Below are 13,819 nucleotides of genomic sequence, written 5' to 3'. Positions count from 1 at the left end.
GCCTCAGTTCACCTTGATCGCGGCGATGCGGGCGCCGCCGAGGAACTCCGGCGTGACGTTGCTCAGCTTCTTGCTGTGCACCAGGCCGCCGACCGGCTGGAACAGCGGCGAGAGCGGCACGGCGGCCATCGCCGTCCTGGTCGCCTCCTGGGCCAGGCCCATCGCCTGGTCGGGCTCGGCCGCGGCGGCCTTGCGGAGCAGGGAGGCGAACTCCTCGTCGTCGTAGCCGGTCACGTTGGTGCCCGAGCCCTTGGTGAAGAGCTGGTCGGCCAGGGCGTACAGGTGGGGGTACCCCGCGCCCATGTAGAGCAGGAACGGCCCGTCGATCTTGTGCGCGGTCAGGTTCGGGTAGAGCTGGTCCACCGGCTGGGTGCCCGTGGTGATCGTCTCGATGCCCAGGTTGGTGCGGAGCTGGTTGCTCACGGCCTCCAGGATCGTGGTGTTGACCGGGTCCTGGTACGTCCACAGCTTCAGCGGTCCCGACCAGCCCCCGGCCTCGGCCAGCAGGCTCTTGGCCCTGGCGACGTCGAGGGAGCAGAACTCGCAGTCCTGCGCGCCGCCGCCGGGGATGGTGCTGCCCGCCAGGCCCTTGGCGGGCTGGCCGAAGCCGCGCAGCAGCGACTTGACGATGGCGTCGCGGTCCACGGCGAGCGAGAACGCCTGGCGTACCTTGATGTCCTCGAACCTCTTGTCCCACAGCGGGAAGCCGAGGTAGATCACGGCCGGGAACGGCACCTGGACGAGCTGGTCCTTGTACCGCGTGGCGGCGTTGGTGAGGTTGTTGCCGCCGACCAGCGTGACGTCCACGGCGCCGGCCTGGAAGTCGCGGTAGGCGGCGACCTCGTCCTGGTAGGACTTGACCTCGACGGTCTCCGCGTCGCCCTTCAGCTCACCGGCGTACTTGTCGTAGCGCTGGAGGGTGATCTTGGTCGCGCCGGTGGTCCGGCCCTCGCCGGTGACCTGGTACGGCCCGTTGCCGATCGGCTTGGCGTCGAACGCCTTCAGGTCGGTGAAGGCCGCCTTGGGCATCGGCGCGAAGGTGGACTGCGCCAGGATGTACGGCAGCAGCGACAGCGGCTTGGTCAGCGTGACCTTCAGCGTGTGCGTGTCCACCACCTCGACGCCGGACAGCGTCTTGGTCTTCGGCTCCCCCTCGGCCGGGTTGAGGTCGGCGTAGCCCTCGAAGTCGGCGAACAGGTAGTTGTTGGTCATCGCGTTGGGCCCGTACGCCGTGGCGTTCCAGGAGTCGGCGAAGGACTGCGCGGTGACCTCCTCGCCGTTGTGGAAGGTCCAGCCCTTCTTGATCTTGATGGTCCAGACCTTGTTGTCCTCGGACTCGATCGACTCCGCCACCGCGTTCCGCGCCTGCCCGGACGCCGAGTCCACCGCGGTCAGCGGCGTGAACACCGCGTAGTCGATGTTGCTGCCGCCGGACTGGCCCGGCGTGAAGTGGGACACGAAGTACGACGTGACCCCGATCGAGAACGTCTTGGCTCCGCCGGCGCCCCCGCCGTCACCGGAGTCCTGGGTGGCGGTTCCCCCACAGGCGGCCAGGGCGAGCGCGAGCGCGCCCGCGGCGGCCACCCCCGCCCAGCCCCGCCGTCGATTTCTTGTCGCGAACATTGCTGGCACCTCCGAGGATGCTCCGTGCACAGGGGGTAGAGAGCGGCGATCACCTGGGAAAAGGCTCCCATAGGACGACTTATCGCTTCATTGTTGGGATCGGATAACCCGTCGTACCGGGTTTGTCTGCCGGAACAGACGGCGGCCCCCGGGTTAAATCCGGGTTTCGCCGCCAGGTGGGCGTCATGCTCCGGTTACACGCGCGCCGGTCACGGCGGCACCGGATGGCCGGGCCCGGTCACAGGGGGTCGTCGCGGTCGGCGCGGTCGGCCCGGTAGGTCCACCGGCCGGCGAGCAGCGTGCCGAGCACCTGCATGCCGCGCAGCTTCGGTCCCGGCACCTGCTCCGGGTCCTCGGCCACGATCACCAGGTCGGCCACGTCGCCCTCGGCCAGCCGGGCGCGCCCCCGGCTCGCCGCCGCCAGGGCCGCGCGCAGCGGGATGGCCTGCTCCGGGTGCCACGGCGGGCGCTCGTCGTCGGTGCGCGTGACCGCCGAGGCGATGCCGTCCCAGGGGTCGAGGGGCGCCACCGGGGCGTCCGAGCCGATCTCCAGCGTCGCGCCGGCCCGCAGCAGGTCGGCGTACGCGAAGGCTCTGCCCGTACGCCCGTGCCAGTGCCGGTCGGCGACCTCGCGGTCGTCGGGCGCGTGCGCGGGCTGCACCCCGGCCACCAGGCCAGGCCGGGCGAACCTGGCGAAGTCCTCCCGGCGCAGGAGCTGGGCGTGCTCGATCCGCCCGGGGCAGCCGAGCTTGTCGAAGGCGTCCAGCGCGATGGCGGCGGCCTGGTCGCCGATCGCGTGCACGGCCGGGTGCAGCCCGTGCCGCACCGCCCGCTCCATCACCGCGACCAGCCGCTCGGGCGGCAGCTCCAGCCGCCCGTACGCGTCCGGCTGCCCCGGGTAGGGGTCGGCGCAGTACGCGGTGCGGGTGTTCAGCGAGCCGTCCACGAACAGCTTCAGCGGCCCGACCTCCAGCAGCCCGTCCGTCTCCGGCACCGGGTCGCCGGTGCGGAGCCCGGCGGCGACGGCCTCGTCCAGCCGGTCACGCGGGATCGAGCAGATCACCCGGGTGTCCACGCGGTGCGCGCGCACCCGGCCGGTCCAGCCGGCCACGTTGTCGGCGTACTCGAAGTCGAGCAGCCCGACCACGCCGCGGGCCGCGGCGGCGGTGGTCGCCTCGGCCACCCAGCGGTCCACCACGTCGGCGGGCGCCTGGGGCAGCGCGGCCATGGCCGCGTAGCAGTCCTGCTCAAGCAGCACGCCGGTGGGGTGGCCGGGTTGACCGACCAGCTCCAGGGCGGCGGGGCTGCACCAGGCGGTGTGCAGGTCGTTGCTCACCAGCATCAGCGCCCGGCCGGGTGCGACGGCCTGGAGCATGTCCTTGTGCGGGGTGTCCGGCCAGAGCCCGTCGCGGAAGCCGTACCCGACGACGAACTCGCCCGGCCGCCCGGCCGCCGCCGCGGCCACCAGGTCGGCGGCGGCGCGGGCGGTGGGGGCCGCGCTCAGGTCCACCCGGCGCCGGGCGACCGCCCACTGCACCGAGTGGACGTGCATGTCCCACAGGCCGGGCAGCACGGTGCCGCCCTCGGCGTCGAAGACCTCCTCGCCGGGCTCACCGGGCAGCGGGTCCGGGCCGCCCGCGATGAGCGTGATCCGGCCCTCGCGCACCCGCAGGTCGCGGACGGGGCCGCCCGGCCCGATGCGTACGTTGCGCAACAGCAGCGCGGCCCGGTTCACCGGCGACCCCCTGGTACTCGGCAGTGCATGCGCACAGACGCTAGGTCGTGCGGCGGCCGGGGCTCATCGTCGGGGGGAGAGAAGTCCGCGGTGTCCGGTTGTCCCCGGCGACAGCCGACCGGCGCGCAGCAGCCGGAGCTGCAGCCAGATCACCAGCCGCTCGGTGGAGTCGCCCAGGTCCACGCCGAACAGCTCGTGCAGCCGCCTGATCCGGTAGCGCAGGGTGTTCTCGTGCACCGACAGCGCGGCGGCGGCCTTGGCGGCCTCGCCGAACGCGTCCAGGTACTCCAGCAGGGTCGCGGCGTACGTGGTGCCGTGCTCCGCGTCGTAGGCGATCATGTCCCGCACCGGGGCGAGCAGCAGCTCCGGGGCCGCGCCGCCGCGCTCGATGAGGTCGAGCAGGGCGATGCGGCTGCGCATCTGCTCCTCGGTGGCCACGCCGGGCGCGTCGCCGTTGGTCTCCCTCAGCACCCGCAGCACCCGGTCGGCGAGCCTGCGCGAGGCGGGCACGTCGCCCAGGCCGGGCACCACCGAGCCCAGGCCGATCTGCAGCGGCAGCCCGGTCGAGCGCAGCACGGTGGCGGCGGCGTCCTCGGCGAAGCGGACCAGGCGCTCCTGCGAGATGCCCGAGGGCACCGGGAGCAGCGCGTACACGCCGCCGGGGGCGGTGACGCCCAGCGCCTCGTCGTGCCATACCTGGCAGCACAGCCCGACCAGGTCCACGATGCGCGCCAGGGCCAGGCCGGGCTCGTCGGTCGGCTCGGCGGGCGCGAAGGCGACCACCACGCACGGGGCCGTCATGCCGAGCCTGGCCGCGGCGGCGGCGTCGCCGTCCAGCAGCGCGCGCAGCGCCTCGGCCCGCCGCTGCCGCGCGGGGTCGGCGGGGGTGCGGGCGCGCAGCATGTGCAGCGCGGCGATCCGGCCGGCGTTCTCCAGCAGGTCCATGGCCTGCGGGACCACCGGCGGCACGCCGTCCAGGATCCAGATGAAGCCGAGCAGTTGCGCGCCCGCGCGCACCGCGACGGCCAGGCGCGGGATGTGTCCGGGCCCCAGGCTGGCGAAGCGCACCGGGCCGGAGGCGCGGAACACCCGGCTGTACTCGGCCCGGTTGGTCGGGCGCGCCGGGGTCTTGCGGCCCAGGATGCCCTGCTTGCGGATCTCGTCGATCTCCTGGTGGGGCAGGTTGGAGTAGGCCAGGATGTTCCCCTGCGGGTCCTCGATGCAGGTCGCGCCGCCGATCGTGGCCGCGATCACGTTGGCCAGCGAGAACAGGTCGCCGATGCCGACCGAGGCGTACGTCGTGGCGATGGCGCTGCCCGGCTCGGTCATGGCCGCGGTGAGCAGCGCGTCCAGGTGCCGCCACGGGATGTCGGCCGGGGCGGCGAGCAGGGCGATCCCGGCGGAGCGGGCGGCGGCGAGGAGCGGGCCGAGGTCCGCGCCGCGGTCCTTCACCACGACGGCGCGGTAGCCGCGGGCGGCGGCGAGCCGGACCAGGTCGGCGCTCTCCCGGCTGTCGGCGCGGGCCCCCACGGCCAGCAGCACCGCGCCGTCGCGCTCGGCGAGCGGGTCGTCCGGATCGTGCACGACCGGCTCCGCGACGCCCAGGGCGGCCCCCTCCGGCACGTACACGGCCGTCAGCACGTGCGCGCCCAGCATCTCCAGCACCTGCCGCAACTCCGGCCGGTACGGCCGCACCATGGCCGCGTCCGGCACCCGCGTCACCACCCCGCCAGAAGCCCGGTCGATCATCCGGTCCTCACTTTCTTACCGATTGACGGCCGCTGCCATATGTTGTCGCATTTATCGACAAATAGCCGTCGATGGTTGATCCTGCGCCGGTTGTGGACTATCGATGACGACAAGCCGGCCGCGCGCGGCTTGGGACCGGCGACGATGCCCCGCCCCACGCCGCCTCGGCAGACTGTGCCCTGGACGCCGACCGAGGGGATCAACGTGCTGCAACCGTGGTTGACCAGCGAACTCGACACCGTACCGGGATTCGCCAGGTTCCTCACCGTCGATGAGATCAACCAGGGCTTCGAAGAGCTCGCGGCCCGATGGCCCGAGGTCGCCTCGCTGCGCCGGGTCGGCACCTCGCGGCTGGGCGAGCCGATGTGGTGCCTCACCGTCGGCGACGGCCCGCTGCACGCGCTGGTCGGGGCGATGCCGCACCCCAACGAGCCCATCGGCGGCCTGACCGTGGTGCACCTCGCCCGCCGCCTGTGCGAGGACCCCGGGCTGCGCGCCCGCACCGGGTACACCTGGCACATCGTGGCCTGCCTCGACCCCGACGGCACCCGCCTGAACGAGGGCTGGTTCGCCGGGCCGTTCACCAAGTCGCACTACGGCCGGCACTTCTACCGCCCGGCGGGCGACGAGCAGGTGGAGTGGACCTTCCCGTTCGCCTACAAGGACGCCTACTTCGACCAGGTCATGCCGGAGACGCTGGCGCTGATGCGGCTGATCGACGACACCCGCCCGGCGTTCATGACCACGCTGCACAACGCCGAGCTGGGCGGCGCGTTCTTCTACCTCACCCGCCCCGAGCCCGAGCTGCACAAGGTGCTCACCGCCCTGCCCGCCCGGTACGGCGTGCCGCTGCACGCCGGCGAGCCCGAGCACCCCTCGGTGCGGCAGTTGGACGAGGCGGTCTTCCAGACACCCGACATGCGCGAGGCGTACGACTACGCGGAGAAGATGGGCCAGGACCCGGTGGCCGTGGTCGGCGGCGCCGCCAGCGACTCCTACGCCGCCCGTTACGGCACCCTGGGGCTGGCCGCCGAGCTGCCCTACTGGATCGACCCGGCGGCGGCCGACCGCACCCCGACCGAGATCCTCTACGCCGACCTGCTGCTCAAGGAGGCCGCCGAGCTGCGCGAGACGGCCGAGCTGCTGGACGAGGTGCTGGAGGGCGTGCGGGCCGACGTGGTCTCCGACTCGCCGTTCCTGCGGGCCAGCAGGTTCTTCGTGCCGCTGGTCCGGGTGACCGCCGAGACGAACGAGCTGCGCGCCGCACAGGACGACAGCGCCAGGCCCGCCACGGTGGCCGAGCGCGCGTCGGGCGAGGGCACGGTGCACAGCTTCCGGCTGCGGTTCGGCGGGATGCTGCTGCGGGCGCTGGAAGGCGAGCTGGCCATCGGCAACGGCACCCCGGCGATCCGGCGGCACGCGGCGTCGCTGACGCGGACGTACGCGAAGTGGTGCGCCGACGCCGAGTCGGGCACCCCCGACGAGACCATCCCGATCGGGAACCTGGTCGCCATCCAGTACGGCTCGATCCTCGCCGGGGCGGCCCAGGCCGCCGCGTCCCGCTCCTGACGCCCGCCCGGTCATGCCCGCCGGTCGGGGCCGGTGGAGCGCGCGGCGCGCATCGCCGCCGCCAGCTCGGGCCGGGCGTGCACCGGGTCCTCGTCCAGCGCGCGGATCACCCGCTCGACCACCTCGGCCGGCTTGTCCTGGCTGAGCTTGGCCTTGGCCGCGATCCGCGCCGGGACGAGCCGGAAGCCGGCGGTGCCGGGGGCGATGCGCCGGCCGTACTCCTCCACGTCGGCCAGCCGGAACGGCTTGGGGCGCACGGCCTCGAAGTGGTCCACGGTCGCCGACAGCACGGCGTACGTCTCCTCCGGGCCGAGCGGCTCGGGCCGGCCGTGCAGGTGCGCGACCACGTAGTTCCAGGTCGGCACGTACGGCCCGGCCCGGTAGAAGGACGGCGAGACGTACCCGTGCGGGCCCTGCACGACCAGCACCGCCTGCCGCTCGCCGAGCCGGTGCGATTCGGCGTCGCGCCGGGCCAGGTGCCCGAGCACCACCACGCCGTCGTCCTCGGGGTCGAGGATCACCGGCAGGTGCGACACGACGGGCCCCGCGTCGCCGCCGTCGCTGACCAGCGTCGCCCAGCCGTGGCCGCTGATCAGCGCGCGCACCGCGGCCACGTCCTCCATGGCGAAAACCCGCTGTTCCAGCACCGCGAACCCCCACAAATAACACCGGACATCGGAATGCGGTAACTATGGCTTGAGGCGTGCATCTGCTACAAGTGCCTCGTCAGAGCTCTGCCGAGGTCCACAAGATGCCCCGGCCAACGTTGGGGGTCTCGACGATGACCCCGCCCTTACGCCCGGATCACACTCCTTTCGTAATGTCTGGCGGCCTGTACGGGCGAAAGCGAGGTCCGGGTTTTATGCCCCCTTCTGTCCCTATTCCGGTGTCCTACGACCGGTTCTACGACTACGAGAGCCTGTCCGAGCTGCTGCGGTCGTGGGCCGAGGACGCCCCCGGGCTCGCCGAGCTGAGCAGCATCGGCCGCTCCTGGGAGGGGCGCGACATCTGGCTGATGACCCTCACCAACACCGCCACCGGCCCGCACTCCGACAAGCCCGGCTTCCTGGTCGAGGCCAACATCCACGCGGCCGAGATCACCGGCTCGTTCGCGGCCCTGCACCTGATCCACCGGCTGCTGTCGGGATACGGCCAGGACGAGCGGGTGACCAGGCTGCTGGACACCCGGACGCTGTACGTCGTGCCCCGGCTCAACCCCGACGGAGTGGAGAAGGTGCTCGGCGAGTGCCGCTACGTCCGCTCCTCCGTGCGCCCCCACCCGCAGCCCGGCCGCAAGCCCGGCCTGCACGGCTGCGACGTGGACGGCGACGGCCGGGTGCTGTTCATGCGCGTGCCCGACCCCGACGGCCCGTGGAAGGCGCACCCCGACGAGCCCCGGCTGCTGGTGCGCAGGGAGCCGGACGAGGAGGGCGGGCTGTACTACCGGATCTTCCTGGAGGGGGAGATCGAGGGCTACGACGGCGTGACCGTGCCGGTCGCCGACCCGGTGGAGGGCCTGGACCTGGGGCAGAACCTGCCGGCCGACTGGGGCGCCGCGCCCGAGACGCCGGTGCACGCCGGGCCGTACCCGGGGTCGGAGCCGGAGATCCAGGCCATCATGCGCGCCGCGGCCGAGCGGCCCAACCTGGTGCACTTCGTCACCTGCCACACCTTCGGCGGGGTGCACCTGCGCCCGCCGATGAACGATGACGAGCCGATGCCATACGCCGACCTGCGGGTCTACCAGGAGTACGGCGAGAAGGCCGAGCGGCTGACCGGCTACACGGCGATGTCGTTCCACGACCTGAAGTTCCGCCCCGGCCGCTTCTACGGCGGCCAGCTCGGCTGGTGGTACGGCCAGCGCGGCCTGTTCAGCTGGATCACCGAGCTGTGGAGCCCGATGAAGGCGGCCGGCGTGCAGGGGGCCCACCCGCCCTCGGTCTGGCTGGGCGACCACCCGGCGGAGGACGCGCTGACCATGATCAGGTGGAGCGACGAGGAGCTGGGCGGCAAGGGGTTCGTGGACTGGTACCCCTTCGACCACCCGCAGCTCGGCCCGGTCGAGCTGGGCGGCTGGGACAAGATCAACTACTGGTACAACCCGCCGCTGGACCGGGTGGAGGCCGAGGTGGCCCCGCACAGCGAGTGGATCGTCTTCATGGCGCTCACCTCGCCCCGCCTGGAGATCCGCTCGCTCAGCTCCGAGCAGGTCTCGCCGGGCGTGCACCGGGTGCAGCTCGTGCTGCGCAACGCCGGCTGGCTGCCGACGTACGGCTCGAAGCTGGCGCTGGAGCGCAAGGTGGCCGGGTCGATCGCGGTGGACCTGACGCTGCCCGAGGGCGCGCGCCTGCTGTCGGGCCAGCCGAGCACCGACCTGGGCCAGCTTGAGGGCCGCAGCGAGGCGCGCACCACGACCACCTGGTGGGGCCACGAGCCCGGCACCCCCGACCTGGCGGTCACCGAGTGGACCATCGCCGCCCCCGAGGGCACCCCGGTCGCCGTGCGCGCCCACCACCCGAAAGCCGGCGCGGCCCAGGCGACGCTGACGCTCTGACGACTCCAGAAGTCGAATCCGCGAGCGAATGTGCAACTTAGGCTGGACTACATCTGTTAGTTGTAGCCTATGCTCAAAATAACAGTTGCTACATCTCGCAAGACTGGAGTCCATGGTGTCGGGTGCTAGCTGGGGTCTTGTGGCCTCGACCTTCACCGCGTCCTTCGTCGAGTTCGTCGAGGCCCTGACCATCGTGCTGGCCATGGGCGTCACCCGCGGGTGGCGCTCGGCGCTGGCCGGAACCGCCGCCGCGCTGCTCGCCCTGGTCGCCTTCACCGTCGTCACCGGCTACGCGCTGAGCACGTGGCTGCCCGAGGCGCTGCTGCAGCTCGTCGTGGGCACGCTGCTGCTGATCTTCGGCCTGCAGTGGCTGCGCAAGGCCGTGCTGCGCTCCTCCGGCCTGAAGGCGCTGCACGACGAGACCGAGGAGTACGCCGCGCAGACCGCCGCGGCCAGGCAGGCCGAGTCCAAGCGCCGCTTCGGGATCGACACCTTCGCCTTCGTCGTCTCCTTCAAGGGCGTGTTCCTGGAGGGCGTCGAGGTGGTGTTCATCGTCATCACCTTCGGCCTGAGCGCCGGCGACATGCAGTACGCGGTGCTGGGCGCCGTCGCCGCGGCCGTGATCGTGCTCGTCGCGGGCGCGATCCTGCACCGGCCGCTGGCCATGATCCCGGAGAACACCCTCAAGTACGGCGTGGGCCTGCTGCTGGCCAGCTTCGGCGCCTACTGGGCGGTCGAGGGCCTGGGCGTGTTCACCGCGAGTGGCGAGAGCCTGTCCTGGCCCGGCTCCGACTGGGCGATCCTCGGCCTGCTCGCCGCCTGGATCGTCATCTCCCGCGTGCTCGTCGTCACGCTGCCCCGCATCAAGGGGGCTCCGGTCGCCACCCCCCAGGAAGGAATGGTCCGTTGAGATTCCTCAAGGGATTCGGCCAGTTCTGGTATGACTTCATCATCGGCGACGACTGGAAGATCGCCGTGGCCGTGGTGGCCGCGCTGGCGGTGGTGCTCGCGCTGCTGCTCGGCGGCGTGACCGGCCCCGCCCTGGCCGCGTTCGGCGGGGTCCTGCTCATCGCGTTCTTCACCGCCTCCGTCGTGATCGACGTGAGGAGGTCCCGATGACCCTCGTGCAGGAACACGTGGCCGAGCAGCACCACCACCATCGCGACGTCACCGGCGGCTGGCTGCGGCCCGCGGTGTTCGGCGTGATGGACGGCCTGGTGTCCAACGCCGCGCTGATCGCCGGGGTCGTCGGCGGCGGCGCGTCCGCCACCACCGTCACCATCGCCGGCCTCGCCGGCCTGGCGGCGGGCGCCTTCTCCATGGCGACCGGCGAGTACACCTCGGTGGTCTCGCAGACCGAGATGACCAAGGCCGAGATCGCGGTCGAGCGCCGCGAGATCGACCGCCACCCCGAGGCCGAGAAGGAGGAGCTGGCGCTGCTGTACCAGTCGCGCGGGCTCTCCCCCGACCTGTCCCGGCAGGTGGCCGAGGAGCTGCACAAGAACGGCGAGATCGCCTGGCGGGTGCACGCCCGCGAGGAGCTGGGCGTGGACCCCGACGACCTGCCCTCGCCGTGGGTGGCCGCCGGGTCGTCCTTCCTCGCCTTCGCGCTCGGCGCGCTCATCCCGCTGCTGCCGTTCCTGTTCGGGTTCGGCTCCATCACCGCCGCGGTGGTGCTGACCGCCCTCGCGCTGTTCGGCAGCGGCGCGCTGGTGGCCCGGATCACCACCCGCCACCCGCTGTTCGGCGGCGCCCGGCAGCTCGTCCTGGGCGCCGCCGCCGCGGCCGTCACCTACGGCATCGGCCACCTGGTGGGCACGGCCATCGGCTGACCGGGCGGCCGGGCCACCGGCCGCTCACACGTCTGTCTCGCCATGCCCGTCTCACCATTTCTCACCAGGCCCGTCTCACCATGCCGTCTCACCAGGGCAGCGGCCCTTCGTCCTGAAGGAAGGCGCCGCTGGGACCGTCATCGCCGAGCAGGGCCAGCTCGACCGCTATCGCGGCGCCCTGCTCGGCGGTGCGGAACCCCTGGTGCGCGTTCAGGTCGGTCGCGCAGTAGCCCGGGTTGGCCGCGTTCACCTTGATCGGGGTGTCGCGCAGCTCCTTGGCGTAGGACACCGTGACCATGTTCAGCGCGGCCTTGGAGGAGTTGTAGCCGAGCTCGACGTAGTCGTACCACGGCGTGTCCGGGTTCGTGGTCAGCGTCAGCGAGCCCAGCTCGCTGCTCATGTTCACGATCCGCGCCGCCGGGGCCCGGCGCAGCAGCGGGAGCATCGCGTTCGTCACCGTGATCACGCCGAACACGTTCACCTCGTACGTCCGCCGCACCGCCTCCAGCGGGGTGGCGCTGGGCCTGGAGTCCTCCCCGTGGACGATGATCCCGGCGTTGTTCACCAGGATGTCCAGCCGGCCGTGCTCCTCCTCGATCTGCTTGGCCGCCGCCGCGACCGACGCGGCGTCGGTCACGTCCAGCCGCACGTACGGGGCGCCGAGCCGGTCGGCGGCCTCCCGGCCGCGCTTCTCGTCCCGCGCCCCGACGATCGGCGTCACCCCGCGCTCGCCGAGCAGGCGGGCGATCTCGTGGCCGATTCCCTTGTTCGCACCGGTTATCAGAGCAATCATGAGGATCACGATGCGGCCGGGCCGGCGCGGGCGGGAGAGACCGCCGCAGGCTGGGATCGGCGATACCACCCTCGGCCGTACCCCCGGCACGGGGCCGCGGTTAGCGTGTACGGCATGGACAGGAGCCAGCTCGCCGACTTCCTCCGCACCCGCAGGGCCAGGATCGGGCCGCGCGAGGCCGGGCTGCCCGACACCGGGCGGCGGCGCACGCCGGGCCTGCGCCGCCAGGAGGTCGCCCAGCTCGCCGGGATGTCGGTGGACTACTACATCCGGCTGGAGCAGGGGCGGGGGCCGCGCCCCTCGCGCCAGGTGCTCAACGCGCTGGCCCGCGCGCTGATGCTGACCGCCGACGAGCGGGCCCACCTGTTCCACCTGCTCGGCGAGGGGCCCTCGCCCGACGGCGCGCCCTGCCGCGAGGTGCCGTCCGGCATCCTGGAGATGCTGGAGGCGCTCGGGCACATCCCGGCGTACGTGATGGACGCCAAGTACGACATCCTCGCCTGGAACCGCATGACGCGCCTGATCACGGGCGACCTCGGCTCCATGCCGCCGGACCGGCTCAACGTGATCCGCTGGTGCTTCACCTCACCCGAGATCCGCGAGTACCTGGACGACGAGGAGCAGGGCCGCTTCGCCCGCGGCGCCGTCGCCGACCTGCGCGTCGCCGCCGGGCGCTACCCCCACGACCCCGAGATCCAGGCGCTGGTCGCCGAGATGACCGCGTGCAGCCCGGAGTTCGCGGCGCTGTGGGCCCGCCACGACGTCGAGATCCGCCGCGACCAGCGCAAGAGGTTCCACCACCCCTCGATCGGCACGGTCTGGGTCAACTGCCAGGTGCTCCTGGTGCCCGATCGCGACCAGCGGGTGGTCATGTACACCTCGCTGGACGGCGCCCCCGAGCGCGATCCCATTCGCGCGCTCGCCGCTCTGGACCCGCCGCCACCGGGCACGCCCGCCATCGGCGTCGCCCCCGGGGTCTCGGCCGTACGGGTCTAGCGGGGCACCAGCACCCGGTGGTGCGGGGCCTCGCGGGTCCAGCGCTCCTCGGCGGCCACGCCGGTGATCATGGACATGTAGGCCAGGGCCCGCTCCATGCGGCCGTAGTCGCCGCTCAGGTCGCCGAAGTGGCACAGCCACTCCTCGATCGGGCCCTCGGCCCCGGGCTCCTGGCCGGGCTCGACGTGCCGCACCCGCCGCCCGTCGCGCCACACGTGCACGTACGTCCCTCCGCCCGGTCCGGCGGACACGCTGGCCAGCAGCCCGGTGGGGGTGGTCAGGGCCCGGCAGCAGCGCTCCACCACCAGCGCCGCGCCGTCGTCCTGGTGCAGCACCACCCCGCCGTACGGCGAGGTGGCCACGTGGACGGCCTCGTAGCCCGGCCCCGCCGGCTCCTCCCCGGCCCGCTCGCCCCGCAGCGCGCCGAGCCGGCTCAGCACGTCCTCCTCGGCCACGCCCGCGACGAAGCCGACCGCCCGGTGCCCCTGCCAGGACGCGTAGGACTCGATGAGGATGTCGGCGTACTCCAGCATCTCGCGCAGGTTCGGGCCGAGCCGCGGCGCGCCCGGCAGGTCCTCGAACAGGTCGGCCAGCGGGCCGCACATGCCGAGCAGGCCCGGCGACCACTGGGCGAACAGCGGGCGCCACGGGTCGGCCCCGGCGCGCAGCAGCGCCCGCACCGAATCGCGCCGCCCGATGCGCACCGCCTCCCACAGCGGGGTCTGGCCGGTCAGGTTCAGCACGTCGATCGTGGCTCCGGCCGCCGCGAGCGCGTCGATCATCTCGGCCGCGCCGTCGCGGGCGAGCACCTCGAACAGCGGCGTGTTGCCCAGCGCGTGCAGCCGGGCGTCGGGATCGGCCCCCAGCGCCAGCCGCTCGCGCAGCACGGCGGGAGTGATCCGCTGCCAGGCCGCCCATTCCAGTCGCCATGTGTGCATGTCGCTCCCCACCCCGTCGATCACCTTACG

The 13,819-nt window shown here is 72.8% G+C and carries 12 protein-coding genes; 6 read left to right on the top strand and 6 right to left on the bottom strand.

Annotation, left to right across the window (positions count from 1 at the left end; all coding sequences use genetic code 11):
• Positions 1-3 precede the first annotated feature (3 nt).
• The 3 genes from HNP84_RS04780 to HNP84_RS04770 form a co-directional block, all read right to left on the bottom strand.
• Positions 4-1,623, bottom strand: a complete 1,620-nt coding sequence (locus HNP84_RS04780; protein WP_185048119.1) for a peptide ABC transporter substrate-binding protein — start codon at positions 1,621-1,623, stop codon at positions 4-6.
• 238 nt (positions 1,624-1,861) lie between these two features.
• Complete coding sequence (locus HNP84_RS04775; protein WP_185048117.1) at positions 1,862-3,358, bottom strand: amidohydrolase; 1,497 nt, start codon at positions 3,356-3,358, stop codon at positions 1,862-1,864.
• Between the two features lie 63 nt (positions 3,359-3,421).
• Positions 3,422-5,107: a PucR family transcriptional regulator gene (locus HNP84_RS04770; RefSeq protein ID WP_185048116.1), complete on the bottom strand. Its 1,686-nt coding sequence runs from the start codon at positions 5,105-5,107 to the stop codon at positions 3,422-3,424.
• A gap of 204 nt (positions 5,108-5,311) precedes the next feature.
• Between HNP84_RS04770 and HNP84_RS04765 the strand changes: the two genes are divergently transcribed.
• Entirely contained in the window at positions 5,312-6,676 is a 1,365-nt protein-coding gene (locus tag HNP84_RS04765) for a M14 family zinc carboxypeptidase (protein WP_221335861.1), read from the top strand.
• 11 nt (positions 6,677-6,687) lie between these two features.
• Here HNP84_RS04765 and HNP84_RS04760 read toward each other — a convergent pair whose 3' ends face one another.
• The gene (locus HNP84_RS04760; protein WP_221335860.1) at positions 6,688-7,323 is read right to left on the bottom strand and encodes an FMN-binding negative transcriptional regulator; all 636 of its coding nucleotides are present in this window, start codon (positions 7,321-7,323) and stop codon (positions 6,688-6,690) included.
• Positions 7,324-7,562: 239 nt separating this feature from the next.
• Between HNP84_RS04760 and HNP84_RS04755 the strand changes: the two genes are divergently transcribed.
• The 4 genes from HNP84_RS04755 to HNP84_RS04740 all read left to right on the top strand — a co-directional run bounded on the left by HNP84_RS04755 (position 7,563) and on the right by HNP84_RS04740 (position 11,062).
• A complete protein-coding gene (locus HNP84_RS04755) occupies positions 7,563-9,230 on the top strand; it encodes a M14 family metallopeptidase (RefSeq protein ID WP_185048114.1) in 1,668 nt (555 codons plus the stop codon).
• Positions 9,231-9,342: 112 nt separating this feature from the next.
• Positions 9,343-10,140, top strand: a complete 798-nt coding sequence (locus tag HNP84_RS04750) for a COG4280 domain-containing protein (RefSeq protein WP_185048113.1) — start codon at positions 9,343-9,345, stop codon at positions 10,138-10,140.
• The gene (locus HNP84_RS04745) at positions 10,137-10,349 is read left to right on the top strand and encodes a hypothetical protein (RefSeq protein WP_185048111.1); all 213 of its coding nucleotides are present in this window, start codon (positions 10,137-10,139) and stop codon (positions 10,347-10,349) included. The genes HNP84_RS04750 and HNP84_RS04745 overlap by 4 nt, the downstream gene beginning before the upstream one ends.
• On the top strand, positions 10,346-11,062 hold the full coding sequence (locus tag HNP84_RS04740; protein ID WP_185048109.1) for a VIT1/CCC1 transporter family protein: 717 nt from the start codon (positions 10,346-10,348) through the stop codon (positions 11,060-11,062). The genes HNP84_RS04745 and HNP84_RS04740 overlap by 4 nt, the downstream gene beginning before the upstream one ends.
• A gap of 88 nt (positions 11,063-11,150) precedes the next feature.
• On the opposite strand, the gene HNP84_RS04735 is transcribed toward HNP84_RS04740, so the two are convergent.
• On the bottom strand, positions 11,151-11,855 hold the full coding sequence (locus tag HNP84_RS04735; protein WP_185048108.1) for an SDR family oxidoreductase: 705 nt from the start codon (positions 11,853-11,855) through the stop codon (positions 11,151-11,153).
• A 114-nt stretch (positions 11,856-11,969) separates the two neighbouring features.
• Here HNP84_RS04735 and HNP84_RS04730 point away from each other — a divergent pair, with 114 nt between their 5' ends.
• The gene (locus tag HNP84_RS04730; RefSeq protein WP_185048106.1) at positions 11,970-12,851 is read left to right on the top strand and encodes a helix-turn-helix transcriptional regulator; all 882 of its coding nucleotides are present in this window, start codon (positions 11,970-11,972) and stop codon (positions 12,849-12,851) included.
• Here HNP84_RS04730 and HNP84_RS04725 read toward each other — a convergent pair.
• On the bottom strand, positions 12,848-13,789 hold the full coding sequence (locus HNP84_RS04725) for an ankyrin repeat domain-containing protein (protein WP_185048104.1): 942 nt from the start codon (positions 13,787-13,789) through the stop codon (positions 12,848-12,850). The genes HNP84_RS04730 and HNP84_RS04725 overlap by 4 nt on opposite strands.
• Positions 13,790-13,819: the final 30 nt, after the last annotated feature.

Source organism: Thermocatellispora tengchongensis (assembly GCF_014202315.1).
Taxonomy (GTDB): Bacteria; Actinomycetota; Actinomycetes; order Streptosporangiales; family Streptosporangiaceae; genus Thermocatellispora; species Thermocatellispora tengchongensis.
The sequence above is the reverse complement of the archived record's forward strand: the minus strand, read 5'-3'. Positions and strand labels throughout refer to the sequence as shown.

Bases quoted from the DNA above. Each gene is read 5' to 3' on its own strand.
- HNP84_RS04770 (WP_185048116.1), bottom strand. From the start codon at position 5,107: ATGATCGACCGGGCTTCTGGCGGGGTGGTGACGCGGGTGCCGGACGCG.
- HNP84_RS04780 (WP_185048119.1), bottom strand. From the start codon at position 1,623: ATGTTCGCGACAAGAAATCGACGGCGGGGCTGGGCGGGGGTGGCCGCC.
- HNP84_RS04740 (WP_185048109.1), top strand. From the start codon at position 10,346: ATGACCCTCGTGCAGGAACACGTGGCCGAGCAGCACCACCACCATCGC.
- HNP84_RS04735 (WP_185048108.1), bottom strand. From the start codon at position 11,855: ATGATTGCTCTGATAACCGGTGCGAACAAGGGAATCGGCCACGAGATC.
- HNP84_RS04730 (WP_185048106.1), top strand. From the start codon at position 11,970: ATGGACAGGAGCCAGCTCGCCGACTTCCTCCGCACCCGCAGGGCCAGG.
- HNP84_RS04750 (WP_185048113.1), top strand. From the start codon at position 9,343: ATGGTGTCGGGTGCTAGCTGGGGTCTTGTGGCCTCGACCTTCACCGCG.
- HNP84_RS04725 (WP_185048104.1), bottom strand. From the start codon at position 13,789: ATGCACACATGGCGACTGGAATGGGCGGCCTGGCAGCGGATCACTCCC.